The 20143-nt window shown below is 69.8% G+C and carries 16 protein-coding genes; 1 reads left to right on the top strand and 15 read right to left on the bottom strand.

From position 1 onward, the window contains the following. Positions 1-177: 177 nt before the first annotated feature. The 13 genes from P3T29_RS21750 to P3T29_RS21690 all read right to left on the bottom strand — a co-directional run bounded on the left by P3T29_RS21750 (position 178) and on the right by P3T29_RS21690 (position 16777). On the bottom strand, positions 178-942 hold the full coding sequence (locus P3T29_RS21750; RefSeq protein WP_280718229.1) for a TIGR03936 family radical SAM-associated protein: 765 nt from the start codon (positions 940-942) through the stop codon (positions 178-180). A 283-nt stretch (positions 943-1225) separates the two neighbouring features. Continuing rightward, positions 1226-1849 carry a hypothetical protein gene (locus P3T29_RS21745; protein WP_280718228.1) on the bottom strand — a complete coding sequence of 208 codons (624 nt, stop codon included), beginning with the start codon at positions 1847-1849 and terminating at the stop codon, positions 1226-1228. Positions 1850-2050: 201 nt separating this feature from the next. Beyond that, positions 2051-3976 (bottom strand): TIGR03960 family B12-binding radical SAM protein, encoded by a 1926-nt coding sequence (locus tag P3T29_RS21740; RefSeq protein WP_280718227.1) that lies wholly within the window; start codon positions 3974-3976, stop codon positions 2051-2053. Between the two features lie 63 nt (positions 3977-4039). Next, the gene (gene rodA, locus P3T29_RS21735) at positions 4040-5239 is read right to left on the bottom strand and encodes a rod shape-determining protein RodA (RefSeq protein ID WP_280718226.1); all 1200 of its coding nucleotides are present in this window, start codon (positions 5237-5239) and stop codon (positions 4040-4042) included. After that, on the bottom strand, positions 5236-7455 hold the full coding sequence (gene mrdA, locus P3T29_RS21730; protein ID WP_280718225.1) for a penicillin-binding protein 2: 2220 nt from the start codon (positions 7453-7455) through the stop codon (positions 5236-5238). Before mrdA ends, rodA begins: the two co-directional genes overlap by 4 nt. Positions 7456-7468: 13 nt before the next feature. Then, a complete protein-coding gene (gene mreD / locus P3T29_RS21725) occupies positions 7469-8125 on the bottom strand; it encodes a rod shape-determining protein MreD (RefSeq protein ID WP_280718224.1) in 657 nt (218 codons plus the stop codon). Between the two features lie 2 nt (positions 8126-8127). After that, entirely contained in the window at positions 8128-9069 is a 942-nt protein-coding gene (gene mreC, locus P3T29_RS21720; protein ID WP_280718223.1) for a rod shape-determining protein MreC, read from the bottom strand. Between the two features lie 138 nt (positions 9070-9207). Next, the gene (locus tag P3T29_RS21715; RefSeq protein ID WP_104820811.1) at positions 9208-10233 is read right to left on the bottom strand and encodes a rod shape-determining protein; all 1026 of its coding nucleotides are present in this window, start codon (positions 10231-10233) and stop codon (positions 9208-9210) included. 375 nt (positions 10234-10608) lie between these two features. Beyond that, entirely contained in the window at positions 10609-11022 is a 414-nt protein-coding gene (gene ndk / locus P3T29_RS21710) for a nucleoside-diphosphate kinase (protein WP_280718222.1), read from the bottom strand. A gap of 199 nt (positions 11023-11221) precedes the next feature. After that, positions 11222-11557 carry a DUF4233 domain-containing protein gene (locus P3T29_RS21705; RefSeq protein WP_280718221.1) on the bottom strand — a complete coding sequence of 112 codons (336 nt, stop codon included), beginning with the start codon at positions 11555-11557 and terminating at the stop codon, positions 11222-11224. Further along, the gene (locus tag P3T29_RS21700) at positions 11558-12925 is read right to left on the bottom strand and encodes a folylpolyglutamate synthase/dihydrofolate synthase family protein (protein WP_280718249.1); all 1368 of its coding nucleotides are present in this window, start codon (positions 12923-12925) and stop codon (positions 11558-11560) included. A 152-nt stretch (positions 12926-13077) separates the two neighbouring features. Then, complete coding sequence (locus P3T29_RS21695) at positions 13078-13611, bottom strand: hypothetical protein (RefSeq protein ID WP_280718220.1); 534 nt, start codon at positions 13609-13611, stop codon at positions 13078-13080. Between the two features lie 523 nt (positions 13612-14134). Then, the gene (locus tag P3T29_RS21690) at positions 14135-16777 is read right to left on the bottom strand and encodes a valine--tRNA ligase (RefSeq protein ID WP_280718219.1); all 2643 of its coding nucleotides are present in this window, start codon (positions 16775-16777) and stop codon (positions 14135-14137) included. A 191-nt stretch (positions 16778-16968) separates the two neighbouring features. Between P3T29_RS21690 and P3T29_RS21685 the strand changes: the two genes are divergently transcribed. Further along, on the top strand, positions 16969-17766 hold the full coding sequence (locus P3T29_RS21685; RefSeq protein WP_280718217.1) for a hypothetical protein: 798 nt from the start codon (positions 16969-16971) through the stop codon (positions 17764-17766). Positions 17767-17847: 81 nt separating this feature from the next. Here P3T29_RS21685 and clpX read toward each other — a convergent pair whose 3' ends face one another. Together clpX and P3T29_RS21675 are read right to left on the bottom strand one after the other, a co-directional pair. Beyond that, a complete protein-coding gene (clpX, locus tag P3T29_RS21680; protein WP_280718216.1) occupies positions 17848-19137 on the bottom strand; it encodes an ATP-dependent Clp protease ATP-binding subunit ClpX in 1290 nt (429 codons plus the stop codon). Positions 19138-19442: 305 nt separating this feature from the next. Beyond that, positions 19443-20099, bottom strand: a complete 657-nt coding sequence (locus P3T29_RS21675) for an ATP-dependent Clp protease proteolytic subunit (protein ID WP_280718214.1) — start codon at positions 20097-20099, stop codon at positions 19443-19445. Positions 20100-20143 lie beyond the last annotated feature (44 nt).

Genomic DNA, 20143 nt, shown 5'->3' with positions numbered 1-20143 from the left:
GGGTTCCTCGGGCCACCGACCATCCGGGTCGACGGGCCACAAGGGGGCTGGCCTGCGTTCGACGGCGCTCGCTCCCCTGGGGAGCCGCGGGGGCCTGGCGAGCCGAGGCCCGGAGTTCGCTCCGAGCCCCGCTCGCCTCCCGCTAGGCGGACGCAGGTGCGCGCAGCCCTGCGGCCGCTAGAGGCCTGCCGGGGCCGCGGCGCGGTCGAGCGCCAGCGGGTCGGTCACCGTGCCGGACTCCTCGTCGAGCGGCCCCTGCGCCAGCCTGGTCACCTCAGCGGGGACCGGCGGCGCCAGGTCGGCCGTTGCACGGAGACCGGACAAAACGTCGTCGGGTCGTACGGCGGGTGTGACGTGTCGTACTACCAGCCGCAGTATCGCACAGGGATTGCCCGAACGAACATCGGCGGCACCTTCCGTGCCGGTGTCGTTACCATCGCCGACCTGCGACGGGAGGAGTTCGAGAGCCGCCACAGCACCGCGCGCGTCGAAGACCCGCAGGCCGTTCTTGGTCTGGCGCTGCACCTCCACCTGCTCGGCGGCGAGAAACGCGGCCACCGCGCGGGCGGCGTCAGCAGGCTCGACGGAGTCCAGGCGGACCTGCCACTCCGAGGCCTCCAGACGCTCGACGAAGTTCGGTGTCCGGACCTCGACGGCGTCGGTGATGTCCAGACCGATCGGCATCGACTCGTCGAGCTGCGCGCGCAGCGCCTCCGGGTCGCGGAACTCGGCGAGGCCGATCTCCAGGTACTCGGCCTCGCTGGCCACCCCGGTCGGGGCGGCGTTGGCGTACGAGACCTTGGGGTGCGGGGTGAATCCCGCCGAGTAGGCCATCGGGACGGCCGAGCGGCGCAGCGCGCGCTCGAAGGCCCGCTGGAAGTCACGGTGACTGGTGAAGCGCAGACGGCCACGCTTGGTGTAGCGGAGACGGATGCGCTGCACCGTCGGCGCAGGCGGCGGACCGTCGGGCGTGCGGCGTGCCAGAGTCGCTCAGTCCTTAGTTAAAGGTGTCCCCGTCCGGTCGGCGCGTAGTGGCTCTGGCCGGACTCTGTCAGGACAAGGGTACGCGCTGCGACTCACCCTCTCGCCTCCGAGCACTTTGACCCGGTGCCGACGCTCGCCCTCCTTGCCCGGCATCGGGCAGGAGGGGGCCACCCTCCGGCGCTCCTTCGTCGCTAGTCGGTCGTCCCTTTCGGCACCGGCGCACTCTTCGGCTCGGGGGGTGTCACCCGAGCAGCGCCCGCCGGACTTCCCGCAGCACCCGCCCGGCCTCCGCCTTCACCAGCCACCACACCTCACGCCGCACCCACCGGCACGGCCGCACCACCACGAAGCGCCAGACCCGCCGGCCGAGACACCAGGCCCAGACGATCGCCCGGCCGATCTCGCGCAGCACGGGGAACAGCGCCGTACGCCAGATCCACACCGAGGGGATCACCAGCAGGTACCGCCCCAGCCAAGCCGCCGCCCGCCCGACCGGCGCCAGCACGTACCGGTACAGCGCACGCACTGGGACGACCACCAGGTACCCGAACAGCCACTCGGCAGCGATCAGCACCGCCCGACCGACCGGCGCGAGCACCACCCGGTACAGCCACCGCAGCGGCGCGACCACCAGCACCCGACCGATCGGCCCGAGCACATACCGCCCCAGCATCACCAACGGCCACACGAACACCCCGTACAGCACCAGGCCGACCATCCGCCCGACCCAGTCCACCAGCACCCCGACCGGCCGCAGCACGACAGCCAGCAACTCCCACACGAACCGCACCGGCACCACGACCACCAACGCGACCGCCCGCACCACCCCGGTCAGGCACCCTGCGGGCTCCCGCTCACCAGTCACACGTTCCCCCGTGAATACCCGTCAGTCGATCGAACCCGGCTCCATCAGCCAACGGGCCTTCAGCTCGGCGTGCTTCGCGATCGTCTCGAAGTCGCGATCGTAGTGCAGCACCGTCAGCCCGTGATCCGCAGCCCGGCCACCACGAAGAGCACGAACGTCCCCGGTCGGGCATGGCCAACCGGGGACGTTCGATCTATCGGGCTACTTGACGACCGTCAGCGGCAGCAGCTTGACGCCGGTCGGGCCGATCTGGATCTCGGTCTGCATCTGGGGGCACACGCCACAGTCGAAGCAAGGCGTCCAGCGGCAGTCCTCGACCTCGACCTCTTCGAGCGCGTCCTGCCAGTCCTCCCAGAGCCAGTCCTTGTCGAGGCCGCTGTCGAGGTGGTCCCAGGGGAGGACCTCCTCGTAGGTGCGCTCGCGGGTGGTGTACCACTCGACGTCGATGCCGGTGCCGGCCAGGCCCTTCTCGGCGGCGGACATCCAGCGGTCGTAGGAGAAGTGCTCGCGCCAGCCGTCGAAGCGGCCGCCGTCCTCGTAGGCCGCCCGGATGATCTTGCCGGTACGGCGGTCGCCACGGGAGAGCAGGCCCTCTACGATGCCGGGCTTGCCGTCGTGGTAGCGGAAACCGATGTTCTTGCCGTATTTGCGGTCCTGGCGGATCGCGTCGCGCAGCTTGCCGAGGCGGGCGTCGGTGGCCTCGGCGGAGAGCTGCGGCGCCCACTGGAACGGAGTGTGCGGCTTGGGGACGAACCCGCCGATCGACACCGTACAGCGGATGTCGTTCTGGCCGGTGACCTCGCGGCCCTTCTGGATGACGTTCTTCGCCATCTCGGCGATCTGCAGCACGTCCTCGTCGGTCTCCGTCGGGAGGCCGACCATGAAGTACAGCTTCACCTGGCGCCAGCCGTTGCCGTACGCGGCGGCGACGGTGCGGATCAGGTCCTCCTCCGACACCATCTTGTTGATCACCTTGCGGATGCGCTCACTGCCCCCCTCGGGGGCGAAGGTGAGGCCCGAGCGGCGGCCGTTGCGGGTCAGCTCGTTGGCGAGGTCGATGTTGAAGGCGTCCACGCGGGTGGACGGGAGGGAGAGGCCGATCTTGTCCTCGGTGTAGCGGTCGGCCAGGCCCTTGGCGATCTCGCCGATCTCGGTGTGGTCCGCGCTCGACAGCGAGAGCAGGCCGACCTCCTCGAAGCCGGTCGCCTTGAGACCGCGCTCGACCATCTCGCCGATGCCGGTGATGCTTCGCTCCCGTACGGGACGCGTGATCATGCCGGCCTGGCAGAAGCGGCACCCACGGGTGCAGCCTCGGAAGATCTCGACGGACATCCGCTCGTGCACCGTCTCGGCGAGCGGGACCAGCGGCTGCTTGGGGTAGGGCCACTCGTCCAGGTCCATGACGGTGTGCTTGGAGACCCGCCACGGCACGCCCGGGGCGTTCGGCACGACGCGGGCGATCCGGCCGTCGGCCAGGTACTCGACGTCGTAGAAGCGCGGGACGTACACACCGCCGGTCTTGGCGAGGCGCAGCAGCACCTCGTCACGGCCGCCGGGCCGGCCCTCGGCCTTCCAGGCGCGGATGATCTCGGTGATGTCGAGCACGGCCTGCTCGCCGTCGCCGATCACCGCGCAGTCGATGAAGTCCGCGATCGGCTCGGGGTTGAAGGCGGCGTGGCCGCCCGCGAGCACGATCGGGTCGTCGATGGTGCGGTCCTTGGACTCCAGCGGGATGCCCGCGAGGTCCAGGGCGGTGAGCATGTTGGTGTAGCCGAGCTCGGTGGAGAAGGAGAGCCCGAACACGTCGAACGCCTTGACCGGGCGGTGCGCGTCCACCGTGAACTGCGGCACGCCGTGCTCGCGCATCAGCGCTTCGAGGTCCGGCCAGACGCTGTAGGTGCGCTCGGCGAGCACGCCCTCGCGCTCGTTGAGCACCTCGTACAGGATCATGACGCCCTGGTTGGGGAGCCCGACCTCGTAGGCGTCCGGGTACATCAGCGCCCAACGGACGTCGCAGGCGTCCCAGTCCTTGACGGTCGAGTTGAGCTCGCCGCCGACGTACTGGATCGGCTTCTGGACGTGCGGGAGGAGGGCCTCCAGGCGTGGGAAGACCGATTCGACTGTCATGTGACTGGGAACCTAACGACGTGAAAAGGGTGACCCTCAAGAGTAGCCGAGGGCCGGAAGTGCTCAGGTTCCTATCGGTCGCTGCGAGCGCACCGACTGCAACAGCCCCACCGCGATCCAGACCGCGAACATCGAGGACCCGCCGTAGGAGACGAACGGCAGCGGGATGCCCGCGACCGGCATGATGCCGAGCGTCATGCCGATGTTCTCGAAGGCCTGGAAGGCGAACCAGGCGATCACCCCGCCGGCCAGCACCGTCCCGTACAGGTCGGTGGCCTGCCGGGCGATCCGGCAGGCGCGCCAGAGCACCACGCCGAGCAGCAGGATCAGGGTGATGCCGCCGAGGAAGCCGAGTTCCTCGCCCGCGACGGTGAAGACGAAGTCGGTCTGCTGCTCGGGGACGAACTGGCCGGTGGTCTGGGTGCCGTGGAACAGGCCCATGCCGGTCAGCCCGCCGGAGCCGATCGCGATCCGGGCCTGGGCGGTGTTGTAGCCCACACCCGCCGGGTCGAGGGCGGGGTTGGCGAAGGCGGCGAAGCGGTCGATCTGGTACTTGCTGAGCACGCCGAGCTGCCAGATCGCCGCCGCGCCGCCGGAGCCGGCGACCAGCAGGCCGAAGACCCAGCGGTTGGGGGCGCCGGAGGCCAGCAGGATGCCCATGATGGTGACGGCCATCACCATCACCGAGCCGAGGTCGGGCATCAGCATCACGGTGCCCATCGGGATCGCGGCGATCACCAGGGCCTGGAAGACGCTCTTGTCGCCGGGCATCTCCCGCTCGCCCGCGTCGACCCGGGCGGAGAGCACCACGGCCATCCCGAGCACGATCGCGAGCTTGGCGAACTCGGCCGGCTGGAGCGAGAAGCCGCCGCCGAACTGGATCCAGGAGTGCGCGCCGTTGACGCGCGACCCGAGCGGGCTGAGCGCGGTGACCAGTATCACCAGTACGGCCAGGTAGAGGACGGGCACGGCGGTGCGCACCCGGCGTACTCCTATCAGCACCGTGACTGCGCAGAGCACCAGCCCGATCAGCAGGTTGGTGAGGTGCCGGTAGAGGAAGTACTGCGGGTCGCCGTGGGTCAGTGAGTCGCGTCCCCGGGTGGCCGACCAGACCAGCAGCGAGCTGCCGAGGGAGAGCGCCAGCGCGGCCAGGATCATGATCCAGTCGAGCCGTCGCAGCGGGGAGTCCTTGGCCAGCGCCCGGGCGACCGAGCCGCGCTGCGGGGAGAGCCGGACGGGCCGGTACGAGCCGTAGGAGGTCATGCCCGGCCCCTTCCGTTGACACTGCCGCTGACGCGGGCGGGTTCGAGGGCGGCGGGCAGGGCCAGGTAGCCACCGGAGGTACCGGCCGGCTGGACCGGGTCCAGGAAGGTCGCCTGGGCGAGGACGGCGGTGCCGTCGGGGTTGAACTTGGGCAGGTCGGTCTGCGGCTTGGGCAGCAGGGCCTTGCCGGTGTCCACGTTGCCCTTGTCGTCGACGCCGTACAGCGCCTGGTAGATCCGGCGGACGGCGTCACCGGAACCGCCGGAGCCGGTGCCACCCTGGCTGATCGTCATCACGACGGCGTAGTCGGCGCTGTAGGTGGTCAGCCACGAGGTGGTCTGCTTGCCGTAGACCTCGGCGGTGCCGGTCTTGGCGTGCAGCTCGATCTTGCCCTGCGGCCAGCCCGCGCCCGCGAACTTCCAGGCGGCGGTACCGCTGGTGATGACGCCCGCGGTGGCCTGGTCGATGTACTGCAGGGTCTTGTCGTCGTCGGGCAGCTTGCCGTCGACGTGCGGCGCGATGTCCCGGACGAGTTGTCCGCTCGGGCTCACCACGGCCTTGGCGATGGTCGGGCGGTAGAGCGTGCCGCCGTTGGCCAGCGCCGAGTAGATCCGGGCCATCTGGACCGGGGTGACCAGGGTGTCGCCCTGGCCGATGGCGTAGTTGACGGCGTCACCGGCGCGCATCTGGTAGCCGTCGATGCAGTTCTCGCGGGCGATCTGGTCGGCGTATGCCTGGCCGCCCTTCGCGGCCTGCGCGCACCAGGCGTCCTTGTTGCTGTCGTAGAACGACTGCTTCCACTGCCGGTCGGGCACCCGGCCGGTCACCTCGGCCGGCAGGTCGATCCCGGTCTTGGCGCCGAGGCCGAACTGGTGGGCGGTCTTGAAGAACCAGTCGCCGGGGTTGGCCTTGGGCTTGATGCCGCCGTCCTGCACCCACTGGTCGTACGCGAGACCGTAGAAGACGGTGTCGCAGGAGATCTCGAGGGCCTTCTCCAGGCTGATGTCGCCGAAGCTCTCGCCCTCGAAGTTCTTGAACTCGCGGCCGCCGATGGTCATGCTCGGCGGGCAGGAGTAGTGCCCGTCCAGCGAGTAGCCGGCCTGGACGGCGGCGGAGGTGGAGACCACCTTGAAGGTCGAGCCAGGTGCGGACTGACCCTGTATGGCCCGGTTCAGCAGCGGGTAGTTGGAGTCCTGGTTGGTCAGCGACTGGTAGTCGTTGGCGGAGATGCCGCCGACCCAGAGGTTGGGGTCGTAGGTCGGGGCACTGGCCATCGCGATGATCCGGCCGGTGTGGACGTCCATCACCAGGGCCGCGCCCGAGTCGGCCGCGAAGGGCTGGTTGGTCACCGTGTCGACCGTCTTGCGGGCGTCCGACATCGCCTGCAGCAGGTTGTCCTCGACGGACTTCTGCACCCGGGCGTCGATGCTGGTCACCAGGTTGTTGCCGGGCTGCGCGGGGGTGCCACCGGCACTGCCGATGACGCGGCCGAGGTTGTCGACCTCCAGCTTGTCGACCCCGGTGGTGCCGCGCAGGTCGTTGTCGTAGACGGATTCGAGCCCCGCGCGGCCGACCTGGTCGGAGGGCAGGCGGCGGTCCCGGCCGGTCTTGTCGGCGGACTTGGAGACCTCGTCGTCCGTCACCGGCGAGAGGTAGCCGAGCACCTGGGCGGCGTTGGCGCCGTCGGGCAACGGGTACTGGCGGACGGCGGTGGGCTGCGCGGTGACGCCGGGGAAGTCCTCGCGGCGTTCCATTATCTGCATCGCCTGCTGCGTGGTGGCCTGCTGGGTGACCGGGATCGGCTGGTACGGCGAACCGTTCCAGCACGGCTGCGGGGTCTTGGCGTCGCAGAGCCTGACCTTCTCCTGGACGTCCTTCGCGGGCACCCCGAGCACGTCGGCGAGCCTGCTCAGGACGGCCTTGCCGTGGTCCTTCTGCTGCAGCAGCGAGGTACGGCTGACCGAGACGACCAGCTTGGTCTGGTTGCCCGCCAGCACCCGGCCCGAGGCGTCCAGGATCTCGCCCCGGATCGCCGGTTCGACGACCTCGCGGATGTGGTTGCCCTGGGACTTGGCGACGTACTGGCTGCCGGTCCGGATCTGCAGGTACCAGAGCCGTCCGCCGAGGGTGGCGAGCAGCGAGAGCACCAGGATCTGCAGGACCACCAGACGGATCGTCACCCGGCGGGTGCGACCGGTCTCCGGGATATTACTCACGTGTCGTCGCTCCTCAGGGGCGCTTGGCCAGGCCGGGCACTCGCCTGCGCCGACCGAACGCCGTCCGGCCGTACGAAGGAAGCGGCGAGGCCTCGCGGGTGGTCCGGTAACGGGACAGGCTGCCGAGGCCTGAGCCGCCGGTATCGCCCGTCTCGGCGGCCATCGGGTCGCGGTCGAAGCGGCGCGCCAGCAGCATCACGGCGGGGACCACGAACGGCGCCAGCAGGACGTCGTACAGCAGGGCGCTGAACACCAGCCCGGTCAGGCCGACATGGCGGGCGGCGGTGTCACCGACCAGGGCACCGACCATCGCGTACAGCACGGTGGAGACGACGGCGGCACCGGCCACCACCACCAACGCGCTGACTGCGGAGCGTTGCCGGCCGCCCTCGGGGCGCAGCAGGCCGGTGGCGTAGCCGACCAGGCAGAGCACCAGCGCGTAGCGGCCGATGGCGTGGTCGGACGGCGGTGCGAGGTCGGCGAGCAGGCCGGCCGAGAAGCCGACCAGGCAGCCGCCGGACGGCCCGTACACCAGGGCCAGGCCGACCACGATCAGCATCAGCAGATCGGGGGTGGCGCCGGGCAGTTGGAGCCGGCCGAGCACGCTGACCTGGAGCACCAGGCCGAGCAGGACCAGGACGGCGGAGAGCAGGACGCGGGTCGGTCGCATGGTCAGTTCCCCCCTGTGGGACTGGCGGGTGGAGCGGCCGCGACGGGGGCCGACTGGGCGGCGGCGGGCGGGGCCGAGGCCGCCGGGGCGGGCGGCAGCACGGAGTCGCGCGGGTCGGTGCGCGGCGGGACGACCACCACGCCGACCAGGTCGAGCCGGGTGAACTGGACGAAGGGCTCGACCAGGACGGTCTTGGTCAGCTCGCCGGGCGTCGCCTCGACCGTGACCACCTTGCCGACCGGCACACCCGCCACGAACGGGCGGCCGCTCTGCGAGCCGAAGGTGACCAGCCGGTCCCCCGGCTTGACCTGGGCCTTGCCGTTGAGCAGCGAGACCCGCATCGGGCCGGTGCCCTGGCCGTTGGCGAAGCCGATCTCGCCGGAGCCCTCCAGCCGGGTGCCGGCGGTGAAGCCCGGGTCGGTGGCCAGCAGGACGGTCGCGGTGGTCGGGGCGACGGTGGTGATCCGGCCGACCAGGCCCTGACCGTTGATCACGGTCATGTCCCGGGTCAGGCCGTCGTCGCTGCCCGCGTCGATGGTGATCGTCCAGGAGAAGGCCTGGGCCGCGCCGATCGCGATGACCTGGGCGGCCTTGATGGTGTAGCCCCCGGCGCCGGCGGTGCGGAGCAGCTCGTCCAGCTGCTTGGTGCGGCCGGTCGCGGTGTCGGAGGAGGCGACCTGCTGGCGCAGGTCGGTGTTCTCGCGGGTGAGCTGGTCCCGCTGCCGCTGGTGGTTGCTCGCGTCCCGGACCGCCCGGACCGTCTCGGCGACCGGGGCGACGGCCCCGGACGCAGCCCGCTCGACCGGTCCGAGGAGGCTTGCGGCAGTCCGCCTGGCACCTCCGAGCGGCGAGCTCTCGCCGCCCTTGATATCGACGGTGATGAGCGCGAAGGCCACTGCGACCAACAGGATCAGCAGTAGCCGGCTCTCTCGGGTGTCCCTCACGGTGCTGGAGCTGCCCCTTCAGTTCCGGACCTCCCGCCCCGCGCTGTTCCGAGCGCGGGGCGGGGACCGTTCAGTTGAAAGACTGACTGTCTGCAGGTATTGACGCCTCAGGTATCGACGCCTCAGGTGCTGCGGGTGTTAACGCCGTGGCTGGGCGTCGAGTACCTGCTGGAGCGCCTCGAACTCCTCGACGCACTTGCCGGAGCCGAGCGCGACGGAGTCGAGCGGGTTCTCCGCGATGTGGATCGGCATGCCGGTCTCGCGGCGCAGCCGCTCGTCCAGGCCGCGCAACAGGGCGCCGCCACCGGTGAGCACGATGCCACGGTCCATCACATCGCCTGCCAGCTCGGGCGGGCACTGGTCGAGCGTGGTCTTCACCGCGTCGATGATGGAGTTGACCGGCTCGTCGATGGCCTCGCGGACCTCGGCGGCGGAGATCACCACGGTCTTCGGCAGACCGCTGACCAGGTCGCGGCCACGGATCTCGGCGTGCTCGTCCTTCTCGCCCTCCAGACCGAAGGCGGAGCCGATGCTCATCTTGATCTGCTCGGCGCTGCGCTCACCGAGCAGGAGCGAGTACTCCTTCTTGATGTGCTGCACGATCGCGTTGTCCAGCTCGTCACCGGCCACCCGGATGGACTGCGCGGTGACGATGCCGCCGAGCGAGATGACGGCGACCTCGGTGGTGCCGCCGCCGATGTCCACCACCATGTTGCCGGTGGCCTCGTGGACGGGCAGGCCCGCACCGATCGCGGCGGCCATCGGCTCCTCGATGATGTGCACCTGACGGGCACCCGCCTGCGAGCTGGCCTCGATCACGGCACGGCGCTCCACCCCTGTGATGCCGCTGGGCACGCAGACCACGACCCGGGGGCGGGCCAGGTAACGGCGGCGGTGGATCTTCAGGATGAAGTAGCGGAGCATCCGCTCGGTGATCTCGAAGTCGGCGATCACGCCGTCCTTGAGCGGCCGGATGGCGACGATGTTGCCGGGCGTACGCCCGATCATCTTCTTCGCCTCGGAGCCGACCGCCAGAATGCCACCGGTGTTGGTGTTCACGGCGACGACGGACGGCTCGTTGAGGACGATCCCCTTGCCCCTGACGTACACCAGCGTGTTGGCAGTGCCGAGGTCGATCGCCATGTCACGGCCGATGAACGACAGGTTGTTGGCCATGGGGTGTGGAGTGCCTTCCCGGGCTCGAAGTCATCAGATGGCGGGGAGTTGGGCGGACGTCAGCCGATCAGCCGTACCGGGCCCATGAGTTGTGCCCATCGTAGCCACGCGCCGGTCAGCTCGAACGCGACGTCCGGCATACGCCCATTGTCCGGGGTGCGGCTGCATCTCCCTGGATTGGGACGCCGTGTCGGCGGATCGAGTTCCGTATTTGAGGATCAGAATCTCACGCGGTTAATTCGTTCGGCGCCACCTGGTCGGGCCGGAGCCCGGCCCGACCTAGGCACGGTCGTTCACGCGTACGAGGTACCGCGTGCGCAGTGACATGTGCGCAGTGACGTGTGCGAGCTCAGGCGTGCGAGCTCAGGCGTGCGACGGGAAGAAGATCTTGATCTCGCGCTCTGCGGAAGCCTCGGAGTCGGAGGCGTGGATCAGGTTCTCGCGGGTGATGGTGGCGAAGTCACCACGGATGGTGCCGGGGCCGGCCTGCAGCGGGTCGGTCGCACCGGCCAGCGCGCGGATGCCCGGGACGACGTTCTCACCCTCGACGATCAGCGCGAGCGACGGACCGGAGGTCATGAACTCCAGCAGCGGCTCGTAGAACGGGCGGCCGAGGTGCTCCTCGTAGTGCTGCTCCAGCGTGGCGCGCTCGAACGTACGCAGCTCGACGGCGGCGAGCCGCCAGCCCGCCTTCCGCTCGATCCGGCTGATGATCTCGCCGGCCAGGCCGCGCTTGACGGCGTCGGGCTTGAGCAGGACGAGAGTGCGCTGGGACACGGTGCGGCTCCTGAGGATGCGGTACGGCATGGTGTATGCGGCTACCTCGAAGGTTACCTTGCGTGAGCAGCACATCAGTGCGGCCGGCGCTCCGCGCGGAGAGCAACCAGAGCAGGGGCGTGGGGAACGGCGCGCGCAACCGTGCACGTACGTCGTGCCCTGGTCGCGCAGTTCCCCGAGCCCCTGGTGGGTGCATGGCTCAGGCGGTCTGTGCCGCTCGCGCTGCCTTGATCTCGTCGATCTTGCGGCCGTAGTGGACCGAGGACCACCAGAGGCCGGCGAAGACCGCGCCGAGGACGAACATGGTCGGGAGGATGAAACCGCTGGCGATCAGGCCGATCTGCAGGGCCCAGCCGACCGTCACCGCGCCCGGGCGGCTGAGCGCGCCGCAGAGCAGGATGCAGAGCACCATGGCCGGCCCGCTGACGGCCCAAATGGTGGCCGTGGAGACGTCGGTGAGCCGCATCGCCACCAGGGCGGCGAACAGCAGGAGCAGGACCTCGCCGATGAGGGTCGAGGAGCAGAGCGTGCGCATTTACTTCCTCCCGAGCAGCAGGCGTGCCTCGCCCACCGTGATGACCGAGCCGGTGACCAGGACGCCGCAGCCACCGAGGTCGCCATCCTCCTCGGCCAGGGTGACGGCGGCGTCGATCGCCTCGTCCAGCCGGAGTTCGACCTGCACCCGGTCCTCGCCGAAGATCTCGACCGCCGTCGCCGCCAGCTGGTCGACCGGCATCCGTCGGTGGGTGGAGTTCTGGGTGATGACGACCTCGGCGAGCAGCGGCTCGAAGGCCGACAGCAGGCCCGACACGTCCTTGTCCCCGCTGGTGGCGATCACGCCGACCAGCTTGGTGAAGCCGAAGGACTCGTTGATCGCGGCGACCGTGGCCTCGGCGCCGGCCGGGTTGTGGGCGGCGTCCAGCAGGATGGTGGGGCTGCGGCGGACGACCTCCAGCCGGCCCGGCGAGCTGACGCCGGAGAACGCCTGCCGCACCTTGTCGATGTCGAGCTTGCCGCCCCGCGCACCGCCGACGCCGAAGAACGCCTCGACGGCGGCCAGCGCCAGAGCGGCGTTCTGCGCCTGGTGCTCACCGTGCAGCGGCAGGAAGATGTCCTCGTAGTCCTCGCCGCCCAGGCCGCGCAGCGTCAGCAGCTGCCCGCCGATGGCGACCTCGCGGTGCCGGACGCCGAACTCCATGCCCTCGCGGGCCACGGTGGCGTCCACCTCGACCGCGCGCTTGAGGATGGTCTGCGCGGCGTCCAGCTGCTGCTGCGCGACGACGGCGATCGCGCCCGGCTTCATGATCCCGGACTTCTCGACCGCGATCTCGCCGGTGGTGTTCCCCAGCTTGTCGGTGTGGTCGAGGGAGATCGGGGCGATCACGGCGACGTCCGCGTCGATCACGTTGGTGGCGTCCCAGGAGCCGCCCATGCCGACCTCGACCACGGCGACGTCCACCGGGGCGTCGGCGAAGGCCGCGTACGCCATCGCGGTGAGCACCTCGAAGAAGGAGAGCGCGACGGGCTGCTGCTCGTCCACCATCCGGAGGTAGGGCTCGATGTCGCGGTAGGTCTCGACGAACTGCTCGGCGCTGATCGGCGTGCCGTCCAGGCTGATCCGCTCGGTCACCGACTCGACGTGCGGGCTGGTGTAACGGCCGGTGCGCAGCTCGAAGGAGTTGAGCAGCTGCTCGACCATCCGGGCGGTGGAGGTCTTGCCGTTGGTGCCGGTGATGTGGATCGAGGGGTAGGAGCGCTGCGGGGACCCGAGGATGTCCATCAGCGCGGCGATCCGGTCGAGCGAGGGCTCCAGCTTGTTCTCCGGCCAGCGCTGGGCGAGCGCGGCCTCCACGTCGGACAGCTCCGCCACCGGCTCGGCGGGGTCTGCGTTGGTGGGGCGGATCGTGTACGGGTTCTGCTCGGCCTTGTCGCTCACGCCCCCAGTCTACGGAGCGGCGACGAGGGGTGGATCCCGGGCCTGCCGCCCGGCACGCCCACCGGCGGCCGATCAACCGCAGCAAGGGGCCCCGGTAATGTGCGTGAGCCCCCGGCCCGCTAGGACTGCCGGGCCTCCGGGATCCCGGAGGCCCGGCCCGTGCGGCCGCCGTGGCGGCGCCGCAGCTCCGCCGCGATCTCCTCCGCTTCGCCCTCGGGGAGCAGCGGCAGCATCATCGCGACGGCCTGCAGCAGACCGCCGAGCAGGTAGGTGGTGTCCGCCGTGGCCGCGACCACCGCCCGGACGGTGCCGACATCGCCGTCGCCGACCGCCTCGACCAGCCGGGCGACGTCCACCGTCTCCTCGTCGACATCCACCATCGAGGTGTCCCTCGGGGCCCGGTTCGCCATCGCCCGCAGCACCCGGTCGCCGACCTCGGGTGCGTACGCCTTGCGGACGGCCTCGGCAGCGATCCAGACCAGCAGCGTGGTGGCCTCGCGCTCGACCTGCTCCTCGAAGAGCAGCTCGAGCTCCTGGTCGAAGGCCAGCTGGTTCCCGTGCCGGAAGGCGAGCAGCAGGGTCGCCGCCCGGGCCTTGGCGGCCTCGACCGCCTCCGCAGGCAGTTCGTCGGCCAACTCCTTGGTCACCACCATGCCGTGCCCTCCCGTCAGTCGCCACCACTGCCGAACTCCTGCTCACCGTACACAGTGAAACTGCAAGTTCCGGTGAACGCGCGCGTGTAACAGGCCGAGATAATCGGCGCGAGTTCAAGCTCGCGCCATTAGCCTCGAATGGTGTGTCGGCCCGACCCGGTATCGCCACCCGTCCCCGCACACCCAGCAGGTCAGCGGCCACGGGCGGGCTCCCCGCCGCTCGCGTTTGAATCTCTTGGTACGCATCTGCCATACGCAAGGGATCGTGCGGGAATTCGGCCGAACGGGCTATCAGGAACTGCGGATAGCCCGTCGAATAGCAGTGCCTCCGTTATTCAACTCCCTCTTCCCGTAAGGCCAGAAGGCCAGAAGGCCACAAGGCCGGAACGTCTGAACCTCTCAACGCCTCAACGCCTGAAGCCCTCAACGCCTGAACGCTTACCCGCCGGGCGGAGAAACGCCGAGGGCCGCACCCCGCCCGGAGACGGAGTACGGCCCTCGAAACCCCTCGGAACTACGGGCGTCAGCCCTGCGGCAGGGCGGCCAGCTGGGCGGTGATCCGGGCGATGTCGGCCTCGGCAGCCTCCTGACGGCCACGGATCTTGGCCACCACGTCGTCCGGCGCCTTGGCGAGGAAGCCCTCGTTGCCGAGCTTGGCGGTGGTCTGGGCCTTCTCCTTCTCGGCGGCCGCGAGGTCCTTGGCGAGGCGCTTGCGCTCGGCCGGGACGTCGATGGTGCCGGAGAGGTCCAGGGCCACCGTCGCGCCCGCGACCGGGAGCGAGGCCGTCGCCGAGAAGCCCTCCTCGGGGAGGGTCAGGCGCAGCAGCGAGCGGATCGCGTCCTCGTGGACGGCCAGCGGCGTGCCGTCCAGGTCGAGGGTGGCGGGCACCTTCTGGCCGGGCTTGAGGCCCTGGTCCGAGCGGAACCGGCGGACCTCGGTGACCACCTGCTGGAGCGTGGCGATCTCGGCCTCGGCGGCGTCGTCCCGGCGGGCCGGGTCGGCGACCGGCCAGTCGGTGACGACCAGGGACTCGGCGCCGGTGAGCGTCGTCCACAGCGTGTCGGTGACGAACGGGACCACCGGGTGGAGCAGACGCAGCGTCACGTCCAGCACCTCGCCGAGCACCCGGCGCGCGGCGTCGGCCTGCGGGCCGCCCTTGGCCAGGGTGGTCTTGGAGAGCTCGACGTACCAGTCGAAGACCTCGTCCCAGGCGAAGTGGAACAGGGTGTCCGAGAGCTTGGCGAACTGGTAGTCGTCGTAGAGCGCGTCGGTCTCGGCGACGGTCGCGTGCAGGCGGGAGAGGATCCAGCGGTCGACCGCCGTCATCTCCTCGGGCGCCGGCAGCGGGCCCTCCACCGTGGCGCCGTTCATCAGGGCGAAGCGGGTGGCGTTCCAGATCTTGTTGCAGAAGTTGCGCGAGCCCTGGACCCAGTCCTCGCCGATCGGCACGTCGGCGCCGGGGTTGGCGCCACGGGCCAGCGTGAAGCGGACGGCGTCGGCGCCGTAGGCGTCCATCCACTCCAGCGGGTCCACGGCGTTACCGGAGGACTTGGACATCTTCTTGCCGAACTGGTCACGGACCAGGCCGGTCAGCGCGATGGTGTGGAACGGCGCCTGGCCGTCCATCGCGTACAGGCCGAACATCATCATCCGGGCCACCCAGAAGAAGATGATGTCGTGGCCGGTGAGCAGCACGTCGGTGGCGTAGAACTTCTCCAGGTCCGGCGTCTGCTCGGGCCAGCCCAGGGTCGAGAACGGCCACAGGCCGCTGGAGAACCAGGTGTCGAGGACGTCCGGGTCCTGGTGCCAGCCCTCGCCGGCGGGCGGCTGCTCGCCGGGGCCGACACAGACGACCTGGCCCTCGGGGCCGTACCAGACCGGGATCCGGTGGCCCCACCAGAGCTGGCGCGAGATGCACCAGTCGTGCATGTTGTCGACCCAGCTGAAGTAGCGGCCCTCCAGCTCCTTCGGGTGGATCTGCACCCGGCCGTCGCGGACGGCGTCGCCCGCCTCCTTGGCCAGCGGCTCGACCTTGACCCACCACTGCAGCGACAGGCGCGGCTCGACGATGGTGTGGCAGCGCGAGCAGTGGCCCACGGCGTGCATGTAGGGCCGCTTCTCGGCGACGATCCGGCCCTGCTCGCGCAGTGCTCCGACGACGGCCGAGCGGGCCTCCAGCCGGTCCAGGCCGAGGAAGGGGCCGTGCACGGTGATGGCGCCGTGCTCGTCCATCACGGTCAGGTTGGGCAGGTTGTGCCGCTGGCCGATCGCGAAGTCGTTCGGGTCGTGCGCCGGGGTCACCTTGACGGCGCCGGTGCCGAACTCGGGGTCGACGTGGGTGTCGGCGACCACCGGGATGCGACGGTCCGTCAGCGGCAGCGCGATGGTACGGCCGATCAGGTGCGCATAGCGCTCGTCGTCCGGGTGGACGGCGATCGCGGTGTCGCCCAGCATCGTCTCGGCGCGGGTGGTGGCGACCACGATCGAGTCGTCGCCGTCGCCGTAGCGGATGGAGACCAGCTCGCCGGGGCTGTCCTCGTGCTCGACCTCGATGTCGGAGAGCGCGGTCAGGCAGCGCGGGCACCAGTTGATGATGCGCTCGGCACGGTAGATCAGGCCGTCGTCGAAGAGCTTCTTGAAGATGGTCTGGACGGCCGTCGAGAGGCCCTCGTCCATGGTGAAGCGCTCGCGGGACCAGTCCACGCCGTCGCCGAGACGGCGCATCTGGCCGAGGATCTTGCCGCCGTAGTTCTCCTTCCACTCCCAGACCTTCTCGACGAAGGCCTCCCGGCCCAGGTCGTGGCGGGAGAGGCCGGACTCGGCGAGCTGCTGCTCGACCCGGTTCTGGGTCGCGATACCGGCGTGGTCCATGCCCGGCAGCCAGAGCGTCTCGTAACCCTGCATCCGCTTACGGCGCGTCAGGGCGTCCATCAGGGTGTGCTGGAAGGCGTGGCCCAGGTGCAGGGCGCCCGTGACGTTCGGCGGCGGGATGACGATGGTGTACGCGGGCTTGTCGCTCTTGGCGTCGGCGGTGAAGTAGCCGCGGTCCACCCAGCGCTCGTACAGCGCGCCCTCTACCTCCGCCGGGGCGTAGGTCGTCGGGAGGGTGGCTGCGTCGTCCCCGGGTCGTGTGCTCTCGGGGCGCTGGTTCGTGGTGTCGGTCACGACGCACAGTTTACGTATGCCGGGGGGCCTGTTACGAACCGGTTCTTCACCCGCCGGGCGCAGGTCATCCGGACGGCGTCGCAGCCGGGTGCGGTAGCGTGCCCCGATGTTCGTACGGTCATACGTGCGGACTGTTCGGACCGATACGCACTGACATGCCGCTTCCGAGCGGCGGGGGAGAACAGCGACCGATGTACGGCCAGGGTCAGCAGAATCCGCAGGGTCAACCGCAGCAGCCGCCCCAGTACGGTCAGCCGCCGCAGCCGCCGCAGTACGGCGCGCCGCAGCAGCCGTACGGAGCTGTCCCGCCGCAGGACGGGGCACCCGGCTTCCCGCCGCCGGCGCCCGGGTACGGCGGCGGCGAGGCGTACCCGGGTGCGTACGGCTATGGGCAGCCGGTGAAGAAGTCCCGCAAGACGCTCTGGATCGTGCTCGGAATCATCGGCGGTGTCGTGCTGCTCGGGGGCGCCGCGCTGGTTCTGCTGGTCGCCAATGTCGCGGCGAAGACCGGGAACAACAAGCTCGTCGCCCCGGCCGCGTTCCACGGCACCCAGCTCGACAACACCAGTGCGACGGCCTCCAAGATGCAGAGCTCGATGGCCGGCGCCCTGGGTTCCGGTGACGGCAGCTGGCACCCCACCCCGGTGACCGGCTTCTACCCGAGCGCCGACCACCAGCAGGCCGTCATCTTCGTAGGTGCCTACGGCAACCTCCTGCTCCCGAAGAAGGAGATCGACGCCACCTTCACCGGCATGACGACATCCGGTGGCACCCTGACCGGGCGGCACAGCGTCGACGCCGGCCCGAAGGGCGGATCGATGGACTGCGGCAAGATGTCGACCACCGGGCAGGAGTTCGGCGTCTGCGTCTGGGCCGACGGCAGCGGCCTCGGCATGATCATGGAGTTCACCGCCAACAAGCCGGCCGACCTGGACAAGACCGCGGCCGACACCCGGGAGATTCGTCAGCTCGCCGAGCTCCCGAAGTAAGGAAGCACGCCGACGCCGAAGGGGCCCGCACCAGTTGGTGCGGGCCCCTTCGGCGTATCCGGCATCGCGCCTGACAGAGACTCAGGCGCTCTTCTCGCGCCGCTCCCGCTTGATCATGTCGCGCGGGACGAGCGTCGGGATCGCGTGCTTGGAGACCACGTCACCGGTGACGACCACGCGGGCGACGTCCTGACGCGAGGGCACCTCGTACATCACGGACATCAGCACCTCCTCCATGATCGCGCGCAGACCGCGGGCGCCGGTGCCGCGCAGGATCGCCTGGTCGGCGATGGCCTCCAGCGCGTCCTTGCTGAACTCCAACTCCACGCCGTCGAGTTCGAACAGCTTGCGGTACTGCTTCACCAGCGCGTTCTTCGGCTCGGTGAGGATCTGCAGCAGCGCCTCGCGGTCCAGGTTGTGCACGCTGGTGATGACGGGCAGTCGGCCGATGAACTCGGGGATCATGCCGAACTTCACCAGGTCCTCCGGCATGACCTGCCGGAAGTGGTCGCTGGAGTCGCTCTCGCGCTTGCTGCGGATCGTCGCGCCGAAGCCGATGCCCTTGGCACCCGCGCGGCCCTCGATGATCCGCTCCAGACCGGCGAACGCGCCGCCCACGATGAACAGCACGTTCGTCGTGTCGATCTGGATGAACTCCTGGTGCGGGTGCTTGCGGCCGCCCTGCGGGGGCACCGACGCCGTCGTGCCCTCCAGGATCTTCAGCAGTGCCTGCTGGACACCCTCGCCGGAGACATCGCGGGTGATCGACGGGTTCTCGCTCTTGCGGGCGACCTTGTCGATCTCGTCGATGTAGATGATCCCGGTCTCGGCCTTCTTGACGTCGTAGTCGGCGGCCTGGATCAGCTTGAGCAGGATGTTCTCGACGTCCTCGCCGACATAGCCCGCCTCGGTCAGCGCCGTGGCGTCCGCGATGGCGAACGGCACGTTCAGCATCCGGGCCAGCGTCTGGGCGAGCAGCGTCTTGCCGGAGCCGGTCGGGCCCAGCAGCAGGATGTTGGACTTGGCCAGCTCGATCGCGTCCTCGCGGCCGTTGCCGCCGCTGCGGCCCGTCTCACCGGCCTGGACACGCTTGTAGTGGTTGTACACCGCCACGGACAGCGACTTCTTGGCGAGGTCCTGGCCGACGACGTACTGGTCCAGGAACTCGTAGATCTCGCGCGGCTTCGGGAGCTCTTCGAAACGGACCTCGGAGGTCTCGGCGAGCTCCTCCTCGATGATCTCGTTGCAGAGGTCGATGCACTCGTCGCAGATGTACACGCCTGGCCCGGCGATCAGCTTCTTCACCTGCTTCTGCGACTTGCCGCAGAACGAGCACTTGAGCAGGTCGCCACCGTCTCCGATGCGTGCCACGAGGTGCTTCCCCTTCGCCAGGGGCCCCGCGGGGGTTCCGGGGCCTGGTGCTGTGGACCGACTCGCCGTCGGCGGTCGGTCTCGCTATCCGACGGTACTCTGCCGAGCCGGTCAATCCGCCGTCTTCGGCAGGTCTGCCGTACGCCCTGGGCGAATTGATACCGAACAGATGCCGTCTCGCAGGGGTCCGGGACGCTGTGGGCGCCGCCTTCCCCTACTGGAATTGTGCCGGGTCGAGGGCCCGACCGGAATGGAGCGGGGCGGGGCGTATGTCACGTACGCCCCGCCCCGGGGAGCCGCCGGTGTCAGTCGGTCAGCGAGGTCTTGCGGGTGGAGATGATCTGGTCGATCAGCCCGTACTCGAGGGCCTCCTCGGCCGTCAGGATCTTGTCGCGCTCGATGTCCTCACGGACGGTGGCGAGGTCGCGGTTGGAGTGCTTCGACAGCATCTCCTCCAGCTGCTCGCGCATCCGGAAGATCTCCTTGGCCTGGATCTCCAGGTCGGAGACCTGGCCACGGCCCGTCTCGGTGTACGGCTGGTGGATCAGGATCCGGGCGTTCGGCAGCGCCATCCGCTTGCCGGGGGTGCCGGCCGCGAGCAGCACGGCGGCGGCGGAGGCCGCCTGGCCCATGCAGACCGTGGTGATGTCGGGCTTGACGTACTGCATGGTGTCGTAGATCGCCGTCAGCGCCGTGAAGGAGCCACCGGGCGAGTTGATGTACATCTGGATCTCGCGATCCGGGTCCATCGACTCCAGGCAGAGCAGCTGGGCCATGATGTCGTTCGCCGAGACGTCGTCCACCTGCGAGCCGAGGAAGATGATGCGCTCCTCGAACAGCTTGGCGTACGGGTCGTACTCGCGAACGCCCTGCGAGGTGCGCTCGACGAAACGCGGAACGATGTACCGGCCCTCTGCGCGGGCGCCGTAGTACTCGCCGCGGGGCGTCTGGGGGGTGTTCATGAGGTGTTCTGTCCTCCGAAGCGTACGGTCGGGTTCAGTCTGCT

Origin of the sequence: Kitasatospora sp. MAP5-34, from assembly GCF_029894335.1 — a bacterium.
In the GTDB taxonomy this organism is placed as follows: domain Bacteria; phylum Actinomycetota; class Actinomycetes; order Streptomycetales; family Streptomycetaceae; genus Kitasatospora.
The sequence above is the reverse complement of the archived record's forward strand: the minus strand, read 5'-3'. Positions and strand labels throughout refer to the sequence as shown.